This is a genomic window from Pseudomonas sp. ZS1P83 (assembly GCF_054897825.1).
The window spans coordinates 4,560,944-4,586,945 of sequence record NZ_CM142706.1 but is presented as its reverse complement, the minus strand read 5'-3'; the positions used below and the strand labels follow the sequence as shown (position 1 = coordinate 4,586,945).

Annotated in this window: 18 protein-coding genes and 1 pseudogene; 11 read left to right on the top strand and 8 right to left on the bottom strand. The window is 58.3% G+C overall.

All coding sequences use genetic code 11. From position 1 onward, the window contains the following. The first annotated feature begins 147 nt into the window (after positions 1-147). A complete protein-coding gene (locus ACYZT0_RS21700; RefSeq protein WP_462042935.1) occupies positions 148-2,178 on the top strand; it encodes a methyl-accepting chemotaxis protein in 2,031 nt (676 codons plus the stop codon). A 174-nt stretch (positions 2,179-2,352) separates the two neighbouring features. Then, a complete protein-coding gene (locus ACYZT0_RS21695) occupies positions 2,353-2,742 on the top strand; it encodes a hypothetical protein (RefSeq protein WP_462042934.1) in 390 nt (129 codons plus the stop codon). On the opposite strand, the gene ACYZT0_RS21690 is transcribed toward ACYZT0_RS21695, so the two are convergent. Then, on the bottom strand, positions 2,743-3,519 hold the full coding sequence (locus tag ACYZT0_RS21690; RefSeq protein WP_462042933.1) for a TatD family hydrolase: 777 nt from the start codon (positions 3,517-3,519) through the stop codon (positions 2,743-2,745). 3 nt (positions 3,520-3,522) lie between these two features. Continuing rightward, on the bottom strand, positions 3,523-4,518 hold the full coding sequence (cra, locus tag ACYZT0_RS21685; protein WP_462042932.1) for a catabolite repressor/activator: 996 nt from the start codon (positions 4,516-4,518) through the stop codon (positions 3,523-3,525). A gap of 303 nt (positions 4,519-4,821) precedes the next feature. Here cra and ptsP point away from each other — a divergent pair, with 303 nt between their 5' ends. Genes ptsP through ACYZT0_RS21670 form a run of 3 tightly spaced genes read left to right on the top strand, consistent with a single transcriptional unit; the run spans position 4,822 to position 10,375 of the window. Further along, positions 4,822-7,683, top strand: a complete 2,862-nt coding sequence (gene ptsP / locus ACYZT0_RS21680) for a phosphoenolpyruvate--protein phosphotransferase (protein WP_462042931.1) — start codon at positions 4,822-4,824, stop codon at positions 7,681-7,683. After that, entirely contained in the window at positions 7,683-8,624 is a 942-nt protein-coding gene (gene pfkB, locus ACYZT0_RS21675) for a 1-phosphofructokinase (protein ID WP_462042930.1), read from the top strand. Before ptsP ends, pfkB begins: the two co-directional genes overlap by 1 nt. Positions 8,625-8,635: 11 nt before the next feature. Then, complete coding sequence (locus tag ACYZT0_RS21670; RefSeq protein ID WP_462042929.1) at positions 8,636-10,375, top strand: PTS fructose-like transporter subunit IIB; 1,740 nt, start codon at positions 8,636-8,638, stop codon at positions 10,373-10,375. Between the two features lie 78 nt (positions 10,376-10,453). Here ACYZT0_RS21670 and ACYZT0_RS21665 read toward each other — a convergent pair whose 3' ends face one another. The 3 genes and pseudogenes from ACYZT0_RS21665 to ACYZT0_RS21655 all read right to left on the bottom strand — a co-directional run. Beyond that, the gene (locus ACYZT0_RS21665; RefSeq protein WP_462042928.1) at positions 10,454-10,684 is read right to left on the bottom strand and encodes a DUF7683 domain-containing protein; all 231 of its coding nucleotides are present in this window, start codon (positions 10,682-10,684) and stop codon (positions 10,454-10,456) included. Between the two features lie 42 nt (positions 10,685-10,726). Beyond that, positions 10,727-10,969, bottom strand: a complete 243-nt coding sequence (locus tag ACYZT0_RS21660) for a pyocin S6 family toxin immunity protein (RefSeq protein WP_449643182.1) — start codon at positions 10,967-10,969, stop codon at positions 10,727-10,729. Further along, positions 10,966-11,970 (bottom strand): annotated as a pseudogene (locus ACYZT0_RS21655) (colicin E3/pyocin S6 family cytotoxin); the annotation flags it as partial. The pseudogene ACYZT0_RS21655 and the gene ACYZT0_RS21660, both read right to left, overlap by 4 nt. Positions 11,971-12,559: 589 nt before the next feature. Between ACYZT0_RS21655 and ACYZT0_RS21650 the strand changes: the two are divergent. Next, the gene (locus ACYZT0_RS21650; RefSeq protein ID WP_449643184.1) at positions 12,560-12,868 is read left to right on the top strand and encodes a DUF6124 family protein; all 309 of its coding nucleotides are present in this window, start codon (positions 12,560-12,562) and stop codon (positions 12,866-12,868) included. A 197-nt stretch (positions 12,869-13,065) separates the two neighbouring features. Then, positions 13,066-14,607: an alkaline phosphatase D family protein gene (locus ACYZT0_RS21645; RefSeq protein WP_462042927.1), complete on the top strand. Its 1,542-nt coding sequence runs from the start codon at positions 13,066-13,068 to the stop codon at positions 14,605-14,607. Between the two features lie 54 nt (positions 14,608-14,661). Here ACYZT0_RS21645 and ACYZT0_RS21640 read toward each other — a convergent pair whose 3' ends face one another. Then, entirely contained in the window at positions 14,662-17,190 is a 2,529-nt protein-coding gene (locus ACYZT0_RS21640; RefSeq protein WP_462042926.1) for a PepSY domain-containing protein, read from the bottom strand. A 128-nt stretch (positions 17,191-17,318) separates the two neighbouring features. Beyond that, the gene (locus tag ACYZT0_RS21635) at positions 17,319-19,580 is read right to left on the bottom strand and encodes a TonB-dependent receptor (RefSeq protein ID WP_462042925.1); all 2,262 of its coding nucleotides are present in this window, start codon (positions 19,578-19,580) and stop codon (positions 17,319-17,321) included. A gap of 207 nt (positions 19,581-19,787) precedes the next feature. Between ACYZT0_RS21635 and ACYZT0_RS21630 the strand changes: the two genes are divergently transcribed. From ACYZT0_RS21630 to ACYZT0_RS21615, 4 genes are all read left to right on the top strand, one after another. After that, on the top strand, positions 19,788-20,468 hold the full coding sequence (locus ACYZT0_RS21630; protein WP_462042924.1) for a Fe2+-dependent dioxygenase: 681 nt from the start codon (positions 19,788-19,790) through the stop codon (positions 20,466-20,468). Further along, positions 20,469-21,251 (top strand): tetratricopeptide repeat protein, encoded by a 783-nt coding sequence (locus ACYZT0_RS21625; RefSeq protein WP_462042923.1) that lies wholly within the window; start codon positions 20,469-20,471, stop codon positions 21,249-21,251. Positions 21,252-21,445: 194 nt separating this feature from the next. Further along, positions 21,446-23,710, top strand: a complete 2,265-nt coding sequence (locus ACYZT0_RS21620) for an alpha-xenorhabdolysin family binary toxin subunit A (RefSeq protein WP_462042922.1) — start codon at positions 21,446-21,448, stop codon at positions 23,708-23,710. Positions 23,711-23,834: 124 nt separating this feature from the next. After that, positions 23,835-24,731 carry a hypothetical protein gene (locus ACYZT0_RS21615; RefSeq protein WP_462042921.1) on the top strand — a complete coding sequence of 299 codons (897 nt, stop codon included), beginning with the start codon at positions 23,835-23,837 and terminating at the stop codon, positions 24,729-24,731. 49 nt (positions 24,732-24,780) lie between these two features. On the opposite strand, the gene ACYZT0_RS21610 is transcribed toward ACYZT0_RS21615, so the two are convergent. Beyond that, entirely contained in the window at positions 24,781-25,944 is a 1,164-nt protein-coding gene (locus ACYZT0_RS21610) for a type III PLP-dependent enzyme (RefSeq protein ID WP_462042920.1), read from the bottom strand. Positions 25,945-26,002: the final 58 nt, after the last annotated feature.

Genomic DNA, 26,002 nt, shown 5'->3' with positions numbered 1-26,002 from the left:
CCCCCGTTGGGGGCAAAGCCCCCCCGTTAACCTTAAGTTACAAAACCTCCCGCCGATTTAAGCTATACAGAGCTAGCGCCGAATAGTGGCTATCTGCTGTCGACCCGCGCCTGGCAATAAAAATAAGAAAACAAAGGGAGACCTCCAGTGAAGAGCTTGCTCTATCCCGCTGTCGCGCTGATGAACCGCCTGAGCTTTGGCATGAAGTTCAGCCTGATCAGCGTGCTGTTCCTTGTGCCGATGCTGGTGACCAACTTCTATCTGGTGCGCGATTCTTATCGAGAATTCCAGGGCACCCGCGTCGAACTGCAAAGCCTCGACCTGCTGGGTAGCAGCCTGACGTTACGGCGCGATCTGGAAACCCTGAACAATCTGGTACAGATCGACGTCACCCTCGGTCAGTCCGGCAAGGCCGGTAATGTCGAGTCGCAGATCAGCACCCTGGGACAAAGCGTGCTGAGCCGTTTGCAAGGGTTGACGGCGATGACCATCGATCCGGAACACATTGCGGTTTTCGATGCCAAGCGCGATGAAATGATCGCCGCGTTCAAGGCCCAGCAAGCGGAAAATTCCCTGCAAAGTAAAAGTGGAATGATCGGCAAGTTGCTCGGCAATGCGCAGATTTTCAGCCAGATCATCGCCAGTCAGGCCGGCCTCAGCCGCGACACTCAGAGCGACATGCGCCAGCTCAGCGAACTCATTACCAATGTCACCCCGCCCGTTACACAGCTTCTTGGCGAAGGCCGGGCGATGGGCTCTTTTTCGCTGGGGCAGGGCTTTCTCAACTCGGCATCGAGTACCCGTTTTGATGAGTTGCTGGTGCAGATCGAAAAACTGCAGGCCGAATATGCCCTGAAGTTGCAGGACGCGCTCGGTTCCAGCAAAGCAGCACGGGAAACCCTGGCTGCTCAGGCCGATAGCAGCAAGGCGTCGTTGAAAAAGGCCAGTGAACTGTTCGAAGAACAGGTCGTGATGGCCGACACGCTCGATGCGCCCTGGCAGGGCTTTTACGATCAGGTCACGGGCCTGATGGACCAGACGTACCAACTCAATGAAGCCACCCTGAAGTTTCTCGGCACCCAGTTACAGCAGCGACTGGAGCAGAACCGCACCCACATGGTCTTGCAGACCGTGGCGCTGTCGGTGGTGTTTGTGTTGATTTTTTACCTCTACGGTGGCTTCTACGCCTCGACCCGCACCACCCTCAAGCGTCTTGGCGCGGTGATGGACAAAGTCGCGGCCGGCGACATGACGGTGACCTTCAGCGCCAACAGCCGCGATGAACTGGGCGAGTTGGGTGAGGTGTTCAACGGCACCGTTAAGAAGATCCATGACCTGATCGAGCGGGTCGGCCAGACTGTCATTGAGGTCGAGCGCCAGGCCGGGCAGGTGGAGAGCGTATCAGCCCGAAGCAACCAGGCGGTGGCGGGGCAGCGCACTCAGATCGAGCAGGTCGCTACAGCCATGAACCAGATGTCGGCCACCTCGCTTGAGGTTGCACGCAGTGCCGCGGCAGCGGTCAGCAGTGCCCATAGCGTCAATGACGAGACCATCAGCGGTCGCGGTCTGGTGCAGTCTCAGCAGGGCAGCATCGCAGCCCTTGCCACTGAGATCGACCAGTCGGTGCTGGTGATCAATCAACTGGCCAGCGACAGCCAGTCCATCAGTCGCGTGCTGGAGGTGATCAAGAGCATCGCCGAACAGACCAACCTACTGGCGCTCAACGCGGCCATCGAAGCTGCTCGGGCCGGTGAGCAGGGCCGTGGTTTTGCAGTGGTGGCGGACGAGGTCCGGACCCTGGCCAAGCGCACCCAGCAATCGACCGAAGAAATCGAGCAGATGATCGCCAAACTCCATGGTGGTGTCGGCGCTGCGGTGAAGGCGATGGGGACCAGTCATCAGATGGCAAACGGCACGGTGGGGCAGTCGGAAAAGGTTCAGCAAGCGCTGGAAAACATCCTCGGCGCCGTCGGCATGATCGTCGATCAGAACCAGCAAATCGCCGCGGCGGTGGAGCAACAGACTGCTGTGGCTCACGACATTGACCAGAATATTGTCGAGATCAACCGCGCGGGTGAGCGTACCGCCGAAGGGGCGCACCAGACCGAGGATGCCAGTCGTGCGTTGTCGGCTCAGGTGGTGGAGCTCAAGCAGTTGATCAGCGCGTTCCGGGTCTGAAAACGCTCCGAAGCAGCTGTAGGAGCCGAGCTGGCTCAGCTCCTACAGTGCGAACAATCTGTAGTACTTGTTCCATTTTCCGGTCGGCAGTTTCCTGATTTCCTACCGCCTCTGGTTTTTGGTCTTTAATGAAGCAAGATTAATCACTTGAACCTGCTCCGAGGAGGCTTGGTAATGTCTGCTGCAACGATTGGAATCCAGGGGCACTGCGCGCATTGCGCAAGCACACTTGTGCTCGAGCCCTGGCAACTCAACGCCATCGCCATCAACGAATCGTTCGCCTGTTCCCACTGTCACAAAGCCTTGCGGCTGAACGATCCGAAACAGATCAAACGCTTCAAATCCCTCGATTCCCACGCGTTACTGCGTGCGAGTACGTTGATCATGGTCTGCACCGCGTTATTGGTGGCGTTGGTGATGGAATGGATCCGGATGCTCAGCGTGGTCGAGCAGCTGAATTTTTCGCTGATTGCGATCCTGGTCTATTTCATCGTCATTCATTTCGCCGAGCACCGGCAACACATCACGCTGATTCTGGAGGCCGCCAAGGCCCACGCCGACTGACTACCAGTTGAACAACGCGCAAGCATTGGCCGTGCTGACGGCGGCCAATTGCTCGGGGCTGATCGCCATGATTTGCGCCAGTGCCGAGCAGATCGCCGGCAGATGGGCCGGGCTGTTGCGTTGGCCGGGGAACATGACGGGCGCCATGTCCGGAGAATCGGTTTCCAGTACCACCGATTCAAGCGGCAAGTCGGCAAGCACACGATGCATGCGCAGGGCCTGAGGCCAGGTCGCGGCACCGCCCAGGCCCAGTTTGAACCCAAGCTTGATGTATTCGCGGGCTTCTTCTTTGCTGCCGGCGAAGGCGTGGATGATCCCCGCGCGTTTCAACTTGAACCGTTTAAGCGTGGCAATCACCGCCGCATGGCTGCGTCGCACATGAATCAGCGCCGGCAGATTGAAATCCGCTGCCAGTTGCAGCTGCGCATCGAACAACGCTTGCTGGCGCTTGCGATCGAGGGTTTCGATGAAGTAATCCAGACCGATTTCGCCCACGGCGCACAACTGCCGATGGCCAGCCAGACGGGTCAGCCAGTCGCCGAGTGCCGTCAGGTCTTCGGGGCGATGGTCATCCAGATACACCGGGTGCAAACCGAACGCCGCATGCAGGTCGGGATCGCTTTGCACCAGATCCCAGACCCGCTGCCAATTGCCCTGATAAACCCCCAGCACCACCATTCGCCGCACGCAGAGGGCGCGGCTCTCGGCCAGCAGCGCCTGACGATCCTCGTCGAAGTCCGGAAAATCCAGATGAGTGTGGCTGTCGATCAGCTCCACGATTCAGTCCTGGCGAATACGCTGCTTGAAGGTCCGCGCGATGGCCTGCACGCCGGGTTGGTAATCCGATTGCTCGATGGCGGCCAGGGCCAGTTCCAGGGCTTTATCGGCGATGAGCTGATGCTGCTGGGCCATGGCGTTGACCGGCAGCGGCAGGAAATCCAGCAACTGCGTGTCACCGAACGTGCCGAGGCGCAGCGGACGGGTTTTGAGCGGGAAATCGTGCAAGGCATCGAATACGCCCTGAAGCAGCACGTAGGACGTGGTCACCAGCGCATCCGGAAAATGGCCCAGACGCTGTAGCAATTCGTCCATCAACTGCTTGCCGCACTCACGGCTGAACGACTCGCCGTGCTCGATCAGCACCTCGCCTTTGAACCCGTCCAAAGCCTCTTTGAAACCTGCCGCCCGCTCCTGGCTGATGCTCAGTTCGGGGCGTGCGCCGATCAGTGCGATCTGCTTGGGCAGCGGGTCCAGTAGACTGCGGGTCAGTTGCAGGCTGGCCTCGCGGTCATCGCTGATCACCGAACAGAAATGCTCAGGCTCCATGACCCGGTCGATCGCGATGATCGGTATGCCTTTGGCCTGCAATTGGCGATAGCTGTCATCGCCAGCCGGCAGGCAACTGGCAACGATCAACGCATCGCAGCGTCGAGCCCGGAACAGTTGCAGCAACTGCCGTTCGCTGTCCGGCGCATCGTCGGAACTGGCGATCAGCAACTGATAGCCGCGAGCCCGGGCGCCTTGTTCCAGCAGTTTGGCGATTCGTGCGTAACTGGGGTTTTCCAGATCCGGCAGAATGAAACCCAAGGTGCGGGTGTGCCGACTGCGCAGCCCGGCAGCTTGGGGGTTGGGCGTAAAGCCATGTTGTTCGACGACCGCGCGCACGCGCTCGACGGTGGCACTGCTGATACGTTGTTGTTCTGCCTTGCCATTAATGACATAGCTGGCGGTGGTAACGGACACACCGGCCAACTGGGCGATATCACTGAGTTTCAACCCGGGATTTCCTTGTTTTTTTTCGAGCTTGCCCGACATTTTCGCCAATCCTACCCGATTCAGGCAGACGACCATTGTCGCAGCCCATCCGACAATTGGACTTCAAGGATGAGACATTATCGAGTAACGTGCCAATCATTCTAGATTAAACGTTTCAGCAGGCGTATTTTCTACGTTATGGGCTCCATTGTCGGTTCTGCCGTGAAACCGCCAAAACTGCCTCCTGAAAAGGTTTGCTTAAGCGCCTAAGCTGAATCATTCAAAACAATACCTGGCGTCACAAGGCGCCAAAAAGGAGAAAGCATGCTCGAGCTCACCATAGAGCAGATATCCATGGGCCAGTCGGCTGTGGACAAGTCCGCAGCGTTGCACCTGCTGGCCCAGCATCTGGTCGCCGATGGCCTGGTGGACGAGGGTTATCTCGCCGGGTTGCAGGCGCGCGAAGTCCAGGGCTCGACCTTTCTCGGTCAAGGTATTGCCATCCCCCACGGTACGCCGGAAACCCGCGATCAGGTGTTTTCCACCGGCGTGCGGCTGATGCAGTTCCCCGAGGGTGTGGATTGGGGGGACGGTCAGATCGTCTACCTGGCGATTGGTATTGCGGCCAAATCTGACGAACACCTGCGCCTGTTGCAACTGCTGACCCGTGCCCTCGGCGAAACCGACCTGGGCCAGGCGCTGCGCCGCGCCAGTTCCGCCGAAGCCTTGTTGAAACTGTTGCAAGGCGCGCCGCAAGAACTGGCGCTGGATGCGCAGATGATCGGCCTTGGTGTGTCCGCCGATGATTTTGAGGAATTGGTTTGGCGTGGCGCACGTTTGCTGCGTCAGGCCGACTGTGTCAGCAACGGTTTCTCTGCGGTGTTGCAACAAGTCGAAGCGCTGCCGCTGGGCGATGGCCTGTGGTGGTTGCACAGCGAGCAAACGGTCAAGCGTCCGGGTCTGGCCTTCGTCACGCCGGACAAACCCATACGCTACCTCGGCCAACCGCTCAGTGGCCTGTTCTGCCTGGCCAGTCTCGGTGAAGCCCATCAGGCGTTGCTCGAACGCCTTTGTGCGTTGCTGATCGAAGGTCGCGGCCACGAATTGGGTCGCGCCACCAGCAGCCGTAAAGTCCTCGAAGTCCTTGGCGGTGAACTGCCGGCCGATTGGCCCAGCGCTCGCATCGCGCTGGCCAACGCCCACGGATTGCATGCGCGTCCGGCGAAGATCCTCGCGCAACTGGCGAAAAGTTTTGAAGGCGAAGTTCGCGTGCGCATTGTCGACGGCCAGGACAGCGCAGTGTCAGTGAAGAGCTTGAGCAAACTGCTCAGCCTCGGCGCCCGTCGCGGTCAGGTGCTGGAATTTGTCGCCGAACCGAACATTGCCGCCGACGCCTTGCCAGCCTTGTTGGCCGCCATTGAAGAAGGCCTCGGTGAAGAAGTCGAACCGCTGCCAGCCGTGAGCCAACAGCGAGAAGTGATCGCCGATGTGGCCGAGGTGATTCTCGCGCCAGCGTCCGGCAGTCTGGTTCAGGCCATCGTCGCCGCACCGGGCATCGCCATCGGCCCGGCGCACATTCAAGTGCTGCAAACCATCGATTACCCGCTGCGCGGTGAGTCTGCCGCCATCGAGCGCGAACGCCTCAAACAGGCGTTGGTGGACGTGCGTCGCGACATCGAAGGCCTGATTGAACGCAGCAAGTCCAAGGCCATTCGCGAGATTTTCATCACTCACCAGGAAATGCTCGACGACCCGGAATTGACCGATGAAGTCGACACCCGTCTCAAGCAAGGCGAAAGCGCCGAAGCGGCGTGGATGGCAGTGATTGAAGCGGCGGCCAAACAACAGGAATCGCTGCAGGACGCGTTGCTCGCCGAGCGTGCCGCCGACTTGCGTGATATCGGTCGTCGGGTATTGGCGCAGTTGAGTGGCGTCCAAACCCCGAGCGAGCCTGAGCAACCGTACATTCTGGTGATGGATGAAGTCGGCCCGTCCGATGTCGCCCGCCTTGATCCGACCCGCGTCGCCGGCATCGTCACCGCCCGTGGCGGCGCCACTGCTCACAGCGCAATTGTCGCGCGCGCCCTCGGGATTCCAGCGCTGGTCGGCGCCGGCCCGGCCGTGTTGCTGCTGGCGCCGGGCACGCCATTGCTGATTGATGGTCAGCGCGGCCGCCTGCACGTGGACGCCGACGCGGCGACCTTGCAGCGCGCGACCGAAGAGCGCGACACCCGCGAGCAACGCCTGAAAGCGGCCGCCGAACAACGCCATCAACCGGCGCTGACCACCGACGGTCATGCGGTCGAAGTGTTCGCCAATATTGGTGAAAGCGCGGGGGTCACCAGTGCGGTGGAGCAGGGCGCCGAAGGCATTGGCCTGCTGCGCACCGAACTGATTTTCATGGCTCACTCGCAAGCGCCGGACGAGGCGACCCAAGAAGTTGAATACCGTCGCGTCCTTGATGGCCTGGCCGGTCGTCCCTTGGTCGTTCGCACCCTCGACGTCGGCGGCGACAAACCGCTGCCGTATTGGCCGATTGCGAAAGAAGAAAACCCGTTCCTCGGCGTGCGCGGCATTCGCCTGACCCTGCAACGTCCGCAGGTCATGGAAGCGCAATTGCGTGCCTTGCTTCGCGCCGCGGACAACCGTCCATTGCGGATCATGTTTCCCATGGTCGGCAGTGTCGATGAATGGCGCCAGGCGCGGGACATGACCGAACGTCTGCGTCTGGAAATTCCGGTTGCCGACCTGCAATTGGGGATCATGATTGAGGTGCCGTCGGCTGCATTGCTCGCTCCGGTACTGGCCAAAGAGGTCGACTTCTTCAGCATCGGCACCAATGACCTGACCCAATACACCCTGGCCATCGACCGTGGTCATCCAACGTTGTCGGCCCAGGCTGACGGCTTGCACCCGGCGGTGCTGCAACTGATCGACATCACCGTGCGTGCGGCGCATGCCAACGGCAAGTGGGTCGGCGTGTGCGGCGAGTTGGCGGCCGATCCGCTGGCGGTGCCGGTGCTGGTCGGTCTGGGTGTGGATGAGTTGAGTGTGTCGGGTCGCAGCATTGCCGAGGTCAAGGCGCGGATTCGCGAACTCAACCTGGCCCAGACCCAAATCCTTGCCCAGCAGGCCCTGGCCGTGGGCAGCGCAAACGAAGTGCGCGCATTAGTGGAGGCCCTGTAATGGCCAAGATCCTAACCCTGACCCTCAACCCGGCGCTGGACCTCACCGTCCAGTTGCCGGTACTTGCACCCGGTCAGGTCAACCGTAGCGACGAGATGCACACCCACGCCGCCGGTAAAGGCGTGAACGTGGCGCAGGTGCTGGCGGACCTCGGGCATCAGCTCACCGTCAGCGGCTTCCTTGGGGAGGACAACCTTCAAGCGTTCGAAACCCTGTTCGCCAAACGCGGGTTTGTCGACGCGTTCATCCGTGTTCCGGGTGAGACTCGCAGCAACATCAAACTGGCGGAAAGCGATGGGCGCATCACCGACATCAACGGTCCCGGACCCTTGGTGAGTGAAGCTGCGCAGCAGGCATTGCTCGATCGCCTCGACCAGATTGCGCCGGGGCATGACGCGGTCGTCGTTGCCGGCAGCCTGCCTCAAGGCATCAGCCCTCAATGGTTGCAGGCGTTGATTGTGCGGTTGAAAAATCTCGGTTTGAACGTGGCGCTGGACACCAGCGGTGAAGCCTTGCGGGCAGCGCTCAACGCCGGGCCATGGCTGATCAAGCCAAACACCGAAGAACTGGCCGACGCGCTGGGTTGCGAAGTGGTTTCGGTGGCTGCGCAAGCGCAAGCCGCGAGCCGCTTGCATGCTCAAGGCATCGAGCACGTGGTGATCTCCGACGGCGCCGATGGCGTGAATTGGTTCAGTGTCGGCTCGGCGATGCATGCCACGCCGCCCAAGGTCAGTGTCGTCAGCACGGTGGGCGCAGGCGATTCGTTGCTGGCCGGCATGCTCCACGGTTTGCTCAGCGCCGACACACCTGAACAGACCTTGCGCACCGCCACGGCGATTGCCGCGATGGCGGTCACTCAGATCGGTTTCGGTATTGGCGACGCCACGCAGTTGGCGCGGCTCGAACAGGGCGTGCGCATGCGCTCCCTGACAGAACAATAAGAGGGTTTGTAATGAAGTTAGCGATTGTTACTGCCTGCCCGAATGGCATGGTCACCAGTGTGTTGTGCGCCCGTTTGCTCGATGCAGCGGCTCAGCGTCAGGGCTGGAGCACCAGTGTCGAAGTCAACGATGCCGCGCACCCTGAACGTCAATTGTCGGCGGCCACGATCGAGGCGGCCGAGTGGGTGTTGCTGGTGACCAGCGCGCCGGTGGATATGTCGCGATTCGTCGGCAAACGGGTCTTCCAAACCACCCCGGCGCAAGCCTTGCAAGATGTTGAAGCGGTGCTACGGCGCGGTGCTGAAGAAGCTCTGGTTTACGTCGCCCCCGAAGCTGTCGCTGAAACGGCCGCCGTCGTTAAAAACGCCCCACGAATGGTTGCAGTCACCGCATGCCCGACCGGCGTTGCGCACACTTTCATGGCCGCTGAAGCCTTGCAGCAAGCAGCCAAGCGTCTGGGCTACGACCTGCAAGTGGAAACCCAGGGTTCGGTCGGCGCACGCAATCCGTTGAGCGCCGACGCCATTGCCGATGCTGATGTGGTGCTGCTGGCGGCGGACATCGAAGTCGCCACCGAGCGTTTCGCCGGCAAGAAGATTTACCGTTGTGGCACCGGCATCGCCCTCAAACAAGCCGAGGCGACGCTGAACAAAGCGTTGGCCGAGGGCACGCAGGAAACCGCATCGACCGGTGCCAAAGGCCCGGCCAGGCAAGAGAAAGCCGGCGTTTACAAACACCTGCTGACGGGCGTGTCGTTCATGCTGCCGATGGTGGTGGCGGGCGGTCTGATGATCGCCTTGTCGTTCGTGTTCGGCATCACGGCCTTCAAGGAGCCTGGCACGCTCGCGGCAGCCCTGATGCAGATCGGCGGCGAGACCGCGTTCAAGCTGATGGTGCCGCTGTTGGCGGGTTACATCGCCTACTCGATCGCCGACCGTCCGGGCCTGGCGCCGGGGATGATTGGCGGTCTGCTGGCAAGCACCCTGGGTGCCGGTTTTATCGGCGGGATCATTGCCGGTTTCATCGCCGGTTACGCGGCGCAGGCGATCAATCGTTATGCACGTTTGCCGCAAAGTCTTGAGGCACTGAAACCGATTCTGATCATCCCGTTGCTGGCGAGTCTGTTCACCGGTCTGGTGATGATCTACGTGGTGGGCAAACCGGTGGCCGGGATGCTCGCAGGCCTGACGCATTTCCTCGACAGCATGGGCACCACCAACGCGATTCTGCTCGGTGTGTTGCTGGGCGGGATGATGTGCGTCGACCTTGGCGGGCCAATCAACAAGGCTGCGTATGCGTTCTCCGTGGGGCTGCTGGCGTCGCAGAGTTATGCACCGATGGCCGCGACCATGGCGGCTGGCATGGTGCCGCCGATTGGCTTGGGTATCGCCACGTTTATTGCCCGACGCAAGTTCGCCCAGGCTGAGCGCGAGGCCGGGAAAGCCGCGTTGGTACTGGGGCTGTGTTTTATCTCCGAAGGCGCGATTCCGTTTGCCGCCAAGGACCCGTTGCGAGTGATCCCTGCGAGCATTGCCGGTGGTGCATTGACCGGTGCGCTGTCGATGTACTTCGGCTGCAAACTGATGGCGCCGCACGGCGGGTTGTTCGTGCTGGCGATCCCGAATGCGATCAACCATGCACTGTTGTATCTGCTGGCGATTTTGGCCGGGAGTTTGTTGACTGCGGTGGCGTATGCGCTGCTCAAGCGACCGGAAGTCGTTGAGCTGGCAATAGAGCCTGTCAGCGCCTGACACCCAACCCTGTGGGAGCAAGCCCGCTCCCACAAGGGATCTGCTGTGTTGGCAATTCACTGATGACGTTGGAGTGGGTTACTCGATACACACCAACTGCACGATGTGGTTCTCGTCTCTCAGGGTTCTGCCGGTCCAGTCTTCAAGTGTTCGCATTTGTTCTAGCGAAAGATCGTAGCCGTCAAACTCATCCTCTGGTGTATGCCAATCCATTAGTTTTGCTAGTTCCTTGTGACGGCTATTGGGTATTTCCACACTCAGGAGAAGCTCCTCACTGTGTCTGTCGAAGACCTCTATGACATGTTTCATTTTTCTTTAAATCCAGACCCTGAGTTGCGCGCCATTCAAGGCTCACTCGTAGCTGCTGAGATACAGCATTAGCTCCTTGGGAAGTTCAATCATTGCGAGATTCTCAATGGCTGCAACCTGCCCGGCGGATAGTAGATGGCTTGCCATGGCATCCTCTTCTTCATGCCAAGCCATTATCGGCATCAGGGCATCCGTGGTAACGGTCCGAGACAAATCCACCTCGAATACAGCCAAGTCACCGTTTTCAGGTATTCCGTAAATCTGAAACTTCAGTTCGTATTTCATGGCTCAACCACTCTGGTTTTATTTGCTGGCTTTGTCTGGGTCCCCGTGTCCGGATTGAACTCACCGAGGTGCTTTCCACGCTTGTTGTACTTTTCCAGCGCCCCATGTTGAGAGTCCCATTCGTAGATCGTACCGTCTTCATCTTTCCATCTATCGCGTAACCCACCGCCTTTTTTTGGAGTTTTAGGTGTTGCGCGTTTGAGCCCTGGGAACGCAGGGAAGCTGTTCGGTCTGGGGTGATAGCTGTGATCCCCCGGCAATACGCTCAGCATAATGTAGACCGGCTCTACACCTGTGTCGGCAGGGAACCAGATGATCGCACCCTGATACTCGGGCGGATGCTCCGGGTTCACTAATGCCTTGTTGGCTTGCTCGGTGGGCGGGTATACCCACACAGACGGTAGTTGCGGGGCGCCAGCCAGGGCGGGAATGCCAAGTACGTCATCGGGATTTACCGCAGGCGTCCAGGTAAGGCCAATCCCGTTGCCGATGTCAGCAACAAACTTCTCGCCTTTCTGGGCGGCCTTGATGACTGGGACAAATTCCCAGTCTTTTTTCCCGCCCGTGTAGAAGCCGTAAGCGCTGACAGAGCCGTCCGGCAATGTTTTCACATTGATGCGAACACGGGTTCTTCCCGTATCCAGCGCCGCATATTGATCGTTTTTGTAGAAGGCACTATCAGAGGAAAGATTGGTGTTTGGAATCAGCAGTGCAATTGTCCCTACCCCTGCACTCGTCGCCACAATCGCTGACTCTGATAGTAGGGTTAGCGCAAGAGAGCCGCCGAGGCGTTGAGCAATCGCGTTGCCCGCTGCCGAGCCACCCACCAGTTTCAGGGGGACTCCTTTGGCTGTGATTGCGGTACCGGTGCCAAGCACAGCCCATAACCCGTAATCGGCAAGTTTTTCGACGGGGACGAATCCGGACGGGTTGTTGTGATTGATTACGCCGTTAGGGAGGCGACAGCTTTTTGCAAACACGCAACCTTTGGTAATGGGCTTCGAATCTCGCTGAGACGGGAGTTCGTTCCTTCGGGCTTCATCTCGAGCCAATCCTTGTTCATATCGCTGAACATCTACTTGTTGGCGGCGTACTTCATTGAGGGTCGGTTTTCGGGGGCTACAGCGAGGACAGCCGCACATGATAGAAGCTTCCATACTTTTGATGAAAGGCGTCCACCTTAAAGAGGGTTTCAAGTCCTGGCTGTAGGGCTATTCTTAAATTCCATGCTCCGTTTTCCCAACGTCACCCGTCAGTGGGGGTAAGCCTCTTCTTGGAGGCTACACAACCTTGCGGCATTGCCTACAACTGCGCCAGAATCCGCCGGCTTGTGTGTCTTGTGGCCTGTCGGTAACTTGATTCTCGTCACTGATTTCCAGTGATCGGGTTTAGTCGCCCGAAGTTTTCAGCAAAGATGCACAAGCTTCCGTTCAGTCAGGTACTTCTTTATCTGTTCTTAATGGTGGCTGTGCGCAGGGCGCTTCGGCGCGCCGGCAATGCTGATTCTCACCGGTCGACTAACCTGCACACAGCCGCCACCCTTCGTTTAGTCGCGAACAGGCTGCGGCTCCCAGCGAAGAGAGTCAGCATATGCATAAGGTCACGCCTAATCCGCCAGATATTGATTCGGCTGCTGCGTCCGAATCAATCGATCCAGAAAAACTCAACCAGACCCCACGCAAGCCCAGCACAATCTTTTTTATAGCCCCGGAAATCGACAACCAAACGTTGTTGGAATATGCCTGTGAATCGCTGGCCTCAGCGAATGTCATGGCGAGTGACTTCGCGAGGTATCTGCAAGGCACGCAGTGCAACACGATGTTGGGGATTCAGCAGTCGATCATGCTGGGAGAACTGGCGGTGAACCGGGTACTGGATAATCTGGATCCGCCCGGCTAGCCGCCGGATACTGTGGGAGCGGGCTTGCTCGCGATATAGGTCTTTCAGCCAACAAGGTTGCTGAATGTAAATACGTATTCGCGAGCAAGTCGGATCGCCGCACCGCCGCTCCCACAAGGGATCTGCGGCATTGGCAGATTTTTGTCATGCCTGAGTCATGCGTACATGTTTAAGTTTTCCTTTTCAGGGAGATCACAATGAGCGAATTCGACCTCGGCCGTCGTCGTGTCTTGCAAGCCGTTGGTGCCGGGCTGTTGTTGCCAGGCCTGGCGCCGGCGGTGATCGCTTCGGTCAAGGAGCGGCCGCAACTCACCGATGGCGTGCAGTCCGGCGACGTGCTGGGTGACCGGGCGATGATCTGGAGCCGTTGCGATCGCCCGGCGCGGATGGTGGTGGAATGGGACACCCGCAGCCTGTTCAGTAACCCTCGGCGTTTTGTCTCGCCATTGGCCGCCTCCAATACTGATTTCACCGCCCGGGTCGAGCTCACTGGCTTGCCCGCCGACCAGGCGATTTTTTACCGTGTGCACTTCGAAGACGCCCAGAGCGGCGTCGCCAGCGAACCCTGGTTCGGCCATCTGCGCAGCGTGCCGCAAACCCGTCGCGACATCCGTTTCGTCTGGAGCGGTGACACCGTCGGCCAGGGCTTCGGCATCAACCCGGACATCGGCGGCATGCGCATCTACGAAGCCATGCGTTTGCGTCTGCCAGACTTCTTTATCCACAGCGGCGACACCATCTACGCCGACGGACCCGTACCTGCGCAGCTCACCACAGAGAGCGGCCGTGTGTGGCGAAACATCACCACTGAAGCCAAGAGCAAAGTCGCGGAAACCCTCGATGAATATCGCGGCAACTACCGCTACAACCTGATGGACGAAAACATCCGCCGCTTCAACGCTGAGGTCCCGCAGATTTGGCAGTGGGACGATCATGAAGTGGTGAACAATTGGTCGCCGGGCAAGCAACTCGATGAGCGCTACAAGAGTAAAGATATCCACAGCCTGGTGGGTCGCGCACGGCAGGCCTGGCTCGAATATGCGCCCATGCGTTTGCAGAGCGCTGATGGGGGCGGGCGGATTTATCGCAAGCTCAGCTACGGTCCATTGCTCGATGTGTTCGTGCTCGATATGCGCAGCTATCGCGAAGCCAACGACGACAACCTGGGTGCCGCTAAACCGTTCCTCGGCCGTGAACAACTGGACTGGCTCAAGCATGAATTAAAGGCCTCCACTGCCCAGTGGAAAGTCATCGCTGCCGACATGCCGATTGGTCTCGGCGTACCGGATGGTGAAGTCAGCCCCGGTGTGGCGCGCTGGGAAGCCGTGGCCAACGGCGATCCGGGTCCGGCCCAAGGGCGTGAACTGGAAATCGCCGAATTGTTGGGCTTCCTGCGGGCGCAGCAGGTGCGCAATTTTGTGTGGCTGACGGCGGATGTGCATTACTGCGCAGCGCACCACTACCATCCGGAGCGTGCGGCGTTTCAGGATTTCGAACCGTTCTGGGAATTTGTCGCCGGGCCTTTGAATGCGGGGAGCTTCGGGCCTAATCCTCTGGATAAAACCTTTGGTCCGCAGGTGGTGTTCGAGAAAGCACCACCGGCGCAGAACACCTCGCCGTTTGCCGGGTTTCAGTTTTTTGGTGAGGTGAATATTGAAGGGCAGACGGGGGAGATGAGCGTGGTGTTGCGGGATTTGGATGGGGTCAGTGTGTTTGAACAGCGGTTACAACCGGTCTGAGATATCAGCACATGATCGTTCCCACGCAGAGTGGGAACGATCATGCATGGAGGGTCAGTAGACGTCGCGGCGGTAGCGACCTTGCTCAATCAGCCGATCAACCTCTGCAATCCCGAGCACCTCGTTAAGCACGTGATCCACCCCCGACGCCATCCCCTGCAAACTGCCGCAGATGTAAATAACGGCACCGTCCGCCAACCACTTCTTCAACTCCCCAGCCGACCCACGCAGCCGATCCTGCACATAAATCTTCTCGGCCTGATCCCGCGAGAACGCCAGGTCCAACCTCTCCAGATCCCCCGAAATCAGCCATTCCTCAAGCTCGGCGCGGCACAGGTAGTCATGCTCCCGATGACGTTCGCCGAACAACAGCCAATGACGTTGCTGCCCATCGGCGATCCGCGCCTTGAGCAAACTGCGCAGCCCGGCCAGGCCGGTGCCGTTGCCCAGCAGGATCATCGGTACCGGCTCGGCCGGCAGGTGGAAACCGCTGTTGCGCCGTACGCGCAGGCTTAGGGTGCCGCCCACAGGCACGTGTTTGGTCAGCCAGCCGGAGCCGACGCCCAGGCTGCCATCGGGATGCAGCTCCTGACGCACGATCAGTTCGAGGATGCCGTCGGCGGCGATCGAGGCGATGGAGTATTCGCGCATGGGCAGGGGCACCAAGGCATTCACCAGTGCCTGAGCGTGCAGGCCGACCAGGTGAGTTCTGTTTTCGGGCAGTTGTCGACTGGCGAGGGCTTGCTCCAGCGGTTGCGACAGGTCATCGAGGGTCACCGTGGCCCGACCGTAAATGCCCAGGCCATCGAGGAAATGTTCGATCGCCCACGGACAGTTGCGCGGCAACACTTCCACCAGATCGCCGGCCAGCCAGCTGCTGGTGGTAGGGGCCGTGAGGCCCAGCAAGTACACACCCGAACCCGTGCTGTCAGGGTTGAGCAGTTCGCGGCGGGCCAGGGTCCAGTTGTCGTAGCTCGGCGCTTGCCAGGTGTCCACGGGCGCCTGTCCGGTCAGCAGACCGAGTTGCTGCTGCCAGTGACGCAAGGCGTAAGGGTCGCCGCTGTCGACTTCTACTGGCGCGAAGAGGGTCTTGCCGCCGTGCTCGCCCAGCCAGGTGTGCAAGCGTCGGGCGAAACCGCAGAAGTGCTGATACTGCCGATCGCCAAGCCCAAGCACGGCGTAGTTCAGGCTTTCCAGGCTCAACGCCTGGCCTAGCACCTTGCGTTCGAAGCGCCGGGCACTGTCCGGTGCTTCGCCGTCGCCGAAGGTACTGACCACGAACAGCGCATTGCCGGAATCACGCAGATCCTGCTCGCTGACATCCGCCAGCGGCTGAACCTTCACCGGCAGGCCCGCAGCCTGCAATTGCCCGGCGGTCTGCCACGCCAATTGCTCGGCGAACCCGCTCTGGCTGGCGAAGCCGATCAGCCATGCGGGATCGTCGCTACCCGGTTGCGCGAGACCTTTGCGGGCATCCTTGATCTGCTTTTTCTTGCGTCGACGATCGAGGTACAACAACCAACCGGTGACGAAAAACAGCGGCATCGTCAGCGCGGTAATTGTCAGGATAATCCGCCCGACAATGCCGAAGTAGCTGCCGACGTGCAGCGCGTAAATGCTGGTCAGCAGTTGCGCCTTGAGGCTCTTGTCGCTGTAGCGGTCATGCCGTTTGACGATGCCGCTCACCGGATCGAGGCTGATCTGGTTCTGCGCGCGGTCGTGGGGCGAGCTGCTCAAAAGGTAGAACACGGTGGCCGGCTGCCCGGCCACGGGCGGCATGCGGATGTTGTAGGCACTCAGTGCCGGACCGGCAGCGCTGTAGAGGCTGCTCCACATTGCTGCGTAATCGGCGGTGGGCGCCGGGCCGCTCGGTGCAGGGCCACGACCGCCCCGAACACGCTCGTTCTGCGGCGAGTCGGAAAGTAATTGGGTCAGGCCCTTGTTGTACCACTCATAGGACCAGGACAACCCGGTCAGCGCCGCCAGAAGGTAAAACACCAGGCACCAGGTGCCGGCCACCGAGTGCAAATCCCAGTTGAAGCTGCGGCCCTTTTTCTTCCAGTCGAGGGTCAGCCAGGCGCGCCAGCTTTTCCACTGACGTGGCCAGCGCAGGTACAGACCGGACAGGCAGAAGAACACCAGAATCAGCGTGCACGCACCGGTGATCTGCCGACCGGTATCGCCCATGGCGAGGAAACGGTGCAGTTGCAGCATCAGGCCGAAGAAGTCCTGGCCAGTGGCGTCGCCCATGAACTCGGCGGTGTACGGGTCGAAGTAGCGCATCTCTCCACGGCGCTCACCCGGTGGCTGGGTAAAGGACACCCGCGCGGCGTTGCCGCTGTCGGTCTCGACCCAGAGCATCGCGACTTTCTTGCCGGATGCACCCTCGATTTTCTCCACCAACTCAACGGGCGGAAGGACGCCAGCGACCTGCTTCTCGACCTGCAACACAGAAGGGTTCAGCGCGCGCAGGATTTCATCCTGAAACGACACAGTCGCCCCGGTGATGCCCATAAGGGCCAGGACCAGTCCAGCGCTGATGCCGAAAAACCAGTGCAACTGGAACAGGGTTTTCTTCAACACGTCGCTCGCCTTGTTCGTTCGGAAATAATCACGGCGCGCATTATGCCGTGGGTTGTCGAGAAACATTCTTTTTTACGCACAAAAGCCCCGTTCACCTGGATGAACGGGGCTTGGTCTTCACGCGTCTATCAGAAGTGGAAGTTGGCGCTCAACAGGGCGGTACGACCCGCTGCCACGTGGGCGTAGTGCGTCTGGAACACCTGGTCGAAGTAACGTTTGTCGGTCAGGTTCTGCACATTGAGTTGTAGGTCGACGTTCTTGGTCAGGCGATAGCTGGCCATTGCGTCGTAGCGCCAGTAGGAGGGGATCTCCACCGAGTTGGCGACGTTGCCGAACTGCGAGTCGACGAAGGTGGCACCGGCGCCGACGGTCAACTTGTCTGGTACCAGGTCATAGGTTGACCAGAACGTGAAGTTGTTCCGTGGGGTGCTTGGCATGTGGTTGCCTTCATCGACGGCGAGGGTGGTTTTGACCACTTCGCTTTCCATGTAGGTGTAGCCGCCGAAGACCCTCCAGTTACGGGTCAGCTTGCCGCTGTAGCTCAGTTCCAGGCCATTGACCTGCTGTTCGCCGTCCAGCACTTGAGTGGTGCCGCCGTCCGGATCGTTCATACGCGCGTTGGTTTTCTCGGTGCGAAACAGTGCGGCGGTCAGCGACAGGTCGTCACCGAAGAAGTCCCACTTGGTGCCGATTTCGTAGTTGCGGTTCTTTTCCGGGTCCAGATCGGTGTTGTTCGCCGCCAGGTCCAGGCCACCGTTGCCGCTGGTTTCACCGGACGGGTTGCTGGAGGTGGAGTAGGCCGCGTAGATGCTGCCGTTAGGCAACACGTTGTAGACCACGCCGATCTGGTAGTTGACCAGGTCGCTGGTGTTCTCACGGGAGAAATCGTTCGCTGGAGCGGTGCTGCTAGCGTTGGCGTGGCCGCTGGATTTGACCTGGTAGTTGTCGTAACGCAGGCCCAGGTTCAAGGACCATTGCTCGTTGAACTTCAGCGTGTCGAACACGTAGGCCGCAGCGGTTTTGGTGTCGGTGTCGGTGAACGCGGCGCTGTCGGTGATCGAGCCGTTCCAGCTATCTCCAGGCGTCGGGTTTTGCAGACTGGTGCAGTCGCCGGCGTTGAACAGGGCACGGTTGCAGCGGGTGCCGCTGGCGGTCGAGGTCAGGATGTACGGGCGGTTGTGGGTGTCTTGATAGGAAAACTCAAGGCCGGTGACCAGGCTGTGCTCGATGGCGCCGGTGTTGAACTTGGCACTCAGGTCAGTCTGGTTGATCCAGCCGCTGGACGTCGAGTTACGGCTTTTCGCCCCGCGATACACGCTGCCATTGACCGCGTTGCCCTTGCTGTCGTCCGGGTTGGTGACGATGTAGTCGAGGGTCGAACGGGACATGCGGAAGCTGTTCGAGACGGTCAGGGCATCATTCAGATCGTGTTCGATCTTGAGGGTGCCGCTGTCATTGCTGGTCTGGCGATAGTCGCGACCGGTGAGGCCGTAGAAGTTGTCGCGATCAACATGCACAGGTTTATCGACGTTGTACTTGCTGCGGTTGGGGCTCAAGGTCAACGGGAGGCCGTAGTCGGGCATGTCGTCAGTTTCGACGTGGTAGTAGCCGACGGTCAGGCGGGTGTCGGTACCCAGGCCGAACGCGAAGGAAGGTGCCACGCCCCAACGGCTGACGTCCACGGCATCACGGCCAGCGACATTGGCTTCGTGCTTCATCAGGTTCAGACGGAAGGCCGAGGTGTCGGTCATCTGCTGGTTTAGATCGAGGGTGGTGCGTTTGGTCTGGTCCGAGCCCCAGGTGAAGCCGCCGTTGTAGGCATTACCCAGCTTGGCGGTCTTGCTCACCAGGTTCAGGCTGCCACCGGTGGAACCCGCGCCGGTAAAGGCCGATCCCGGACCCTTGCTGACTTCGATCGATTCTACGTTGAAGATCTCGCGGCTCTGGGATGCCGGGTCGCGCATGCCGTCGATGAACACGTCGCTTTCTGCGTTGAAGCCGCGAATGATCGGACGATCGCCGGCCGGGTTGCCGCCTTCACCGGCACCGAAAGTGATACCCGGCGTGGTACGCAGCGCGTCGACCAGACTGGTGGCGCCAGTGTCGCGAATCACTTGCTGCGGAATCACCGTGACGCTTTTCGGCGTTTCGCGCAGCGGTGCCGTGTATTTCTTGGAGGCCGAGGTATCGGTCTTGTAGGAGGTCTCGTCCTGAGCTTCGCCGGTGATAGCGGTAGCGCCCAGGGAAATCACGTTGCTCGGTGCTTTGTCGTCGGTCTTTTCCGCCGCGAAAGCCATGTGGCCCGCAGAGCTGGCAGTGATCGCCATGCCAATTGCAGACGCGAGCAAACGCGGTGAATTGACCGGTAATTGTGATTGTTGGCGTGACATGAGAATTCCCCTCCCCAAGGATTTGAGGCGGCGGAATATAGGGTAAACACGTATTTGTATCAATTGCGAAACGTTACTATTTGCGACGAATTTACATTCTTTACAATTTACCCTTACGGTTTTTGGTGTCTCGTACGTCACGGGGGTTTTACAGAGTCAATAAGAATCAATACCATTGCCGTCTCTTTGTCTTCAGGTGTCTTCCCCATGCTGCTGCATATTCCCGGCGTGTTCGCGAAAGAAGAAGTGCAGCGCATCCGCGAAGCTCTGGAGCAGGCGGATTGGGCTGACGGCAAGATCACCGCCGGCTACCAGTCGGCCAAAGCCAAGCACAATCTGCAGCTGCCGGAAGGTTATCCGCTGGCCAAGGAAGTCGGCGCGGCGATGCTTGAGCGGCTGTGGAAAAATCCGCTGTTTATGTCCGCGGCGTTACCGCACAAGGTCTTCCCTCCGTTACTGAACTGCTACACGGCCGGCGGCAGTTTCGATTTTCATATCGACAACGCCGTGCGCCAGCCCAAGGGCAGCATCGAGCGGGTGCGCACCGATCTGTCGGCCACCCTGTTCTTCAGCGAGCCGGACGACTACGACGGCGGTGAACTGGAAATCCAGGACACTTTCGGCACTCAACGGGTGAAGTTGCCCGCCGGTGACATGGTCTTGTACCCCGGCACCAGCCTGCACAAGGTCAATGCCGTCACCCGCGGCACCCGATACGCCTCATTTTTCTGGACCCAAAGCCTGGTTCGCGAAGACAGCCAGCGCGCCTTGCTGTTCGAGATGGACGGAGCGATCCAGCAGCTGACCCAGGACATGCCCGATCACCCTTCGCTGATTCGCCTCACCGGCACTTACCACAACCTGTTGCGTCGCTGGGTTGAGGTGTAAGTGTCGGACTTTCGTTTACGCCGTGAGGAAGTCCTCGACGGAGATCGGCTCAAAGCGATGCTCGAGGAAAGCCCGGCACGTGCTGCCCAGGCGATTCTGCTCGCCGCCCGTGAAGGCGTGCTCGATGCTCAGGCACTGTTGGGGCAGATTCTGCTGGACGGGCAGGGCATCGAACGGGATCAGCCGCTGGCCGTGCGCTGGTTCGAGATCGCCGCCCAGGGCGGACATTTGATGGCGCGCAACATGCTCGGTCGTTGTCATGAACATGGCTGGGGTTGCGTCACCGATGCCTCGGTAGCCGCAAGGCATTATCGTCAGGCTGCTGAAGCGGGACTGGATTGGGCGATGTACAACTACGCCAATCTGCTGGCCACTGGTCGTGGAGTGATCGAGGATCACGGGCAAGCCCAGACTCTGTATCGCCGCGCCGCCAAGCTCGGTCACGCCAAATCGATGAACCTGTTGGGGCGGTATCTGGAAGAAGGTACGGGCTGTTCGGTCGATTCCGTAGCCGCGCACGACTGGTATCGCCGTTCCGCTGAAGCCGGGGATTTTCGTGGCCAGTTCAGTTACGCCAGTATCCTGATTGACCAGACAAGGATCGAGGAGTGTCTGGCATGGTATCGCCGCGCGATGCTTGGCGGAAATCTTGCGTTTCTGAAGGTTGCGACCCAGACATTGATGAGTGCGACAGACCCTCGTGTTCAGGCGTTGGCCGGGGAGTATCAACAAAGGTCGCAGTTGTTAAGCAACTCTTTAAATGTTCCTGCACCGTCTCAGTGAGTGGGAATACTATTAAGTCGATTCTTTACAACTTGCAGTGTGGGTTCGCTATTTTTATTAAGTGAATACATTTGGATGCAAGTTGGTGTTTTGAGGTTTTTGTTTTTTCGAATAGTCTTTGTTCGAGACCTAAGGGTGTTCCTGGTCTTCATTCTTTTTGAATTTTTATTTTTTGACTAATTAATGGAGTAGTTATGTCTAATGATTTTTTGTGGGGCAAAGCGTTAGAAAACGCAACGCCAGAAGAAGTAGTAAAGTTTGCCATTGAAGCACCAAAGTTGTTTGCTGACGGTTCCGTCGGAACGCTTGACGGATCCACCCGTGACTCGGGGTTATTGCTGACTAAAAAACAAATAATTGATCTGCGCAAATATGAGGCAGCCGGTCTGGCGTTGCCTTATACCTTGGAGGATGTCAGGAACTATCTGCGCTTTGGTGCCGGTCAGGACGGTGGCCCTGGACTGAATCCTGCGGACTTTTTGACCACTTTCCTGAATACCCGAAATCATGCCAGACGCTGGTCGCCACTGCGTGAGCGGATTATGTTGACTGGGCGTGGTCTCAAGGACTTTGCCGACAGCATGTTGATCTATGGCGCTTCGATGAAAGAGGTCTACAGCGAAGTAAAAGCCTCTGGCCTTTTGGAGAAGCACAACATCAAGACGCTGGAACAGTTGAAGCAACTTGAGCTTGAGCTGGGTGACAAATTTCCTGGTATTGAACTGGAAGATGACACCATCAGTACGCTTGATTACTACCTGAAGCGTATCTTTGAAAAAATCGATTTCAATCTACAAACGGTGGGAGGTATCAAGAAAGATCTTGATGTGTTTGGCTATGATCTGCGCGAACACGTCTTGCCAGGTATAAAGCTGAGAGTCGGTCTGATTGAAAGTAGTTCTTTGCCCGAAGACATTAAACAGCTGAAAGCGGTGATCGATGAGCGTGCAAATGAAATCGATATCAAAAACACCGAGTACAAGGCCGCTGTTCAAGAAGCCCTGAAAGCCGCTGCCGGAATGAATATTGTCGGGCTGGCGATGGCTATTTATATGGGGGTGGAAGCGGAAAATATCCGCGCCCGGCGCAACGAACTATACGCCCAACAAGAAAAGGACATTCAGGCGCTTGCCAGCAAGAACCAGACCCTGGGATCGCTGGCGCGGGTCAAGCTTGATCTGCAAAGCCTGATGATTGTAGCGATCGACGCCGATGTAGCCACGCAGAACCTGATGCATGTCTGGAGCGTTCTGCATCTGTGCATCAAGAACTCTACGGGCGCGGTAGGCCGTATCAATGACGCATTGAGCCTGCGGATTTTCATGACTGAATTTGAAGAAGTGGTGGGTCCATGGGAACAGATCAAATCGGATTCGGACAAGCTGATTGAGGTTTTCAAAGAGGCGGATGAAGAATACGAGCGCAATTACGGCAAAACATCGCGTGCGGTGGCATTCACCGCATCGCTTCAAGAAACTTACCCGGCACTCGACCTGGTTACGTTGAGGGTCAGCCATTCACAAATGAGCGAGCACCGCACACAAGCGCAAGTATGGCGGGTAAAGCTGAATTACCTGCCCGATCTGTTTGATCGCTTCAATCGACTCGTCCAAGGCGTCGGTCAAGGTGCCATGGAGCTGCAAACTACGGCGCTTGAAAGCAGTAATGAGCTAGAAGTCTATCTGCGACGTCTGGACAGGCTCGAGAAGGAACTGGCGGGTGAGAGTGATGAGCAAGTGATCGAAGAGATCAAGGGAGAGCGTCAACAGTTGTTGAACCATGTTGCAGACGCAATTGGCCCGCAAGGCTCTCGGCTTAGCAAATCACTGAAGGAAATCAGTGATGCGTTCGACATGCGTTTGACGCTGGGCTACATCACTGACTTTGACCGCGACGAAGAGCAAGCCAAAGCGGAACTCGTTGTACTTAAGGAAAAAATCGTTGCCCTCAAGGACGAGCGCAAGTCTGTTATCGACGCTATCGAGATTCTGGAAAAGAAAGGCATCGAGGAGCTTGGCAAGAATATCGCGCTAACTATCGATAAGGTGATTGCGCTGGGCCTGACACCACCGCAAGTCGCGGTGGTGATGCTCGCTATCGATCAGCTCAAGAAGACCATCGGGGATATCGGGGAAGGTATCCGTTTTCTGGATATGGTTCGAGAAAGTGACAAGCTGCAAGTAAAAATTGCGGCGCTCGACAAGGAAATTGATCTTCAAGACGGTGCCGTCAGTGCATCGGCCGGCAAGATCAAATACCTGCAGGCCATTCACTCGATTGAAGAACAACGCAAAGTCTACGTAGCGAGTTACCGTCCGGCGATTAGCGCTTTTGAACGGTACCTGGCCGCTACCGACAAGGATTCCTTTAGCGATGATGACGTTCGCAGCGCCACGTTCAAAGCGCAAGCGAAATTGTTCATTGCATTCCTTAATCCTGTTTCAGTCCCTAACCGCTAGGTTGGGCTGAGCATTCCATCGATCCGTGTTAATCGAGGTGCCATGCCACTCCCCGGTTAACACGGTTAGCCTAACGATACCTGATCGGTGCTATTGATGGTTTGCCATGCTTGAGGAAACACACATGCTTGATTATTTACTGGCAGAGAAGAACTTCGTTTCGCTGAAACAGTACGTTGATCTGTTAAATGCTCTACCGGATGTTTTGGCGAAAATAGAAAATTTTTCCGACGCCTTCAAGCGGTCGGGGCACTCCATGTTACAGCCACCCAATGCCCAGGCGTTGATACAGGCGGCAAGAGCTAACGCGGCCAACTGGCAGCTAATCATTTGCACTATGCCTCAGTTGGGCGCACTCGCGGCTCGGGTTGTCATGGATATCGACAGTTTCAGTCAGGAGTTCCGTCAGATGGCCGAGGACCGTGCAAAGCGCAATTTACCACTCTCGGCCATTGATCCTGGACAGTTCAGCGTGGTCAAGTCCCCTGGATGGGGAGGAGCGCCCCGCGCCAATCTGATCGATGTCATTCGGGAGCTTGCGTTACGCCTTGAGCGCTGTCGGCAGATCGCGGCTCAGTTCAAATCGACGGTACGCAGCGTCGGTGGAACGATTCATAGCATTTTTGTTCGATTCATTGAGTCACTTAGTCTGCCGATATGCGCATGCCACGGCGTGAACACCAAGATAGAAGTCTATTACGCACTGGGTCGGATCGGCCTTCCAAACATGCAGTACGATCCGGATGAGCACTATTCCGAGCAGCAGCGGCTGGAGATGGCAAGGGATCACTTGGAGCGATTGATCGGTCTTTACCGCCGCACGGGGGGGGCAGTGAACAATCTTAGCGACTTCTGTTATCGACTGACGTATATCCTGGATGAAGCCGAGAGGGAGCTTGTAACCAGTCATCCTGCGCAAACTGTGTCACGTGCCAAGTGCTCGTTGAGTCTGGTCGACCATTCGATCCTGGAGGTTAGGTCGATGTCTGAACAGCTGATTAAAATGTCGAAAAAGAAATAAAAAAAAGCCCATGACTTGTCATGGGCTTTTTGCTTTGCGGGTGCAGCACTTACACGTAAAACGACTTCAGCGGCGGGAAGCCGTTGAATTCAACCGCGCTGTAACTGGTGGTATACGCGCCCGTCGACAACCAGTACAGACGATCACCAATCGCCAGGTTCAGCGGCAAACCGTATTTGTAGTTTTCGTACATGATGTCGGCGCTGTCGCAGGTCGGGCCGGCGATGACCACTTCTTCCACTTCGCCTTTCTTCTCGGTCCAGATCGGGAACTTGATGGCTTCGTCCATGGTTTCGATCAGGCCGGAGAACTTGCCCACATCCGTGTACACCCATCGTTCAACGGCGGTACGGGATTTCCGTGCAACCAACACCACTTCGCTGACCAGGATGCCGGCGTTTGCGATCAGCGAACGGCCTGGCTCCAGAATGATTTCCGGCAGGTCGTCACCGAAATCTTCCTTGAGGAAACGGATGATTTCTTCAGCGTAGGTTTCCAGGCTGTTGGTGCGGGTGATGTAGTTGGCCGGGAAGCCGCCGCCCATGTTGATCAGCTTCAGGTGAATGCCGTCTTCTTCTTTCAGACGCTCGAAGATCACTTTGACCTTGGCGATCGCCGCGTCCCAGACGCTGATGTCGCGCTGTTGCGAGCCGACGTGGAACGAGATGCCGTACGGCACCAGGCCCAGGTCGCGGGCGAGGATCAGCAGGTCCATGGCCATGTCGGTCTGGCAGCCGAATTTGCGCGACAAAGGCCAGTCAGCGGTGGTCGAGCCTTCAGTGAGAATGCGCACGTAGACTTTCGAACCCGGTGCAGCCTTGGCGATGTTGCGCAGGTCGGCTTCGGAGTCGGTGGCATACAGACGCACGCCCTTCTCGTAGAAGTAGCGAATGTCCTTGGATTTCTTGATGGTGTTGCCGTAGCTGATGCGATCCGGGCCAACGCCCTGATTCATCACCTTGTCGAGCTCGTAGATCGAGGCGATGTCGAAGTTCGAGCCTTTCTCTTTGAGCAGGTCGATGACTTCGACGGCCGGGTTGGCCTTGACCGCGTAGTAGACCTTGGCGAATTCGAAACCGGCGCGCAGGTCGTCATAGGCCTGGCTGATCATCGCGGTGTCGATCACCACGAACGGGGTTTCTTGCTGATCGGCGAACGCCTTCATTTTCTGGAAGGTATCGCGCGCGAAATAGTCATCGACGTTGATCGACATGCTGGGAACTCCTACTGGCAAACTGAAATTAACAATGGGTGCAAATGAACGTCCTCCG

Coding starts and splice junctions, on each gene's coding strand:
- ACYZT0_RS21670 (WP_462042929.1), top strand. CDS start 8,636: ATGAAGTTAGCGATTGTTACTGCCTGCCCGAATGGCATGGTCACCAGT.
- ACYZT0_RS21615 (WP_462042921.1), top strand. CDS start 23,835: ATGCTTGATTATTTACTGGCAGAGAAGAACTTCGTTTCGCTGAAACAG.
- ACYZT0_RS21650 (WP_449643184.1), top strand. CDS start 12,560: ATGCATAAGGTCACGCCTAATCCGCCAGATATTGATTCGGCTGCTGCG.
- ACYZT0_RS21610 (WP_462042920.1), bottom strand. CDS start 25,944: ATGTCGATCAACGTCGATGACTATTTCGCGCGCGATACCTTCCAGAAA.
- pfkB (WP_462042930.1), top strand. CDS start 7,683: ATGGCCAAGATCCTAACCCTGACCCTCAACCCGGCGCTGGACCTCACC.
- ACYZT0_RS21620 (WP_462042922.1), top strand. CDS start 21,446: ATGTCTAATGATTTTTTGTGGGGCAAAGCGTTAGAAAACGCAACGCCA.
- ACYZT0_RS21630 (WP_462042924.1), top strand. CDS start 19,788: ATGCTGCTGCATATTCCCGGCGTGTTCGCGAAAGAAGAAGTGCAGCGC.
- ACYZT0_RS21635 (WP_462042925.1), bottom strand. CDS start 19,580: ATGTCACGCCAACAATCACAATTACCGGTCAATTCACCGCGTTTGCTC.
- ptsP (WP_462042931.1), top strand. CDS start 4,822: ATGCTCGAGCTCACCATAGAGCAGATATCCATGGGCCAGTCGGCTGTG.
- ACYZT0_RS21665 (WP_462042928.1), bottom strand. CDS start 10,684: ATGAAACATGTCATAGAGGTCTTCGACAGACACAGTGAGGAGCTTCTC.
- ACYZT0_RS21645 (WP_462042927.1), top strand. CDS start 13,066: ATGAGCGAATTCGACCTCGGCCGTCGTCGTGTCTTGCAAGCCGTTGGT.
- ACYZT0_RS21660 (WP_449643182.1), bottom strand. CDS start 10,969: ATGAAATACGAACTGAAGTTTCAGATTTACGGAATACCTGAAAACGGT.
- ACYZT0_RS21695 (WP_462042934.1), top strand. CDS start 2,353: ATGTCTGCTGCAACGATTGGAATCCAGGGGCACTGCGCGCATTGCGCA.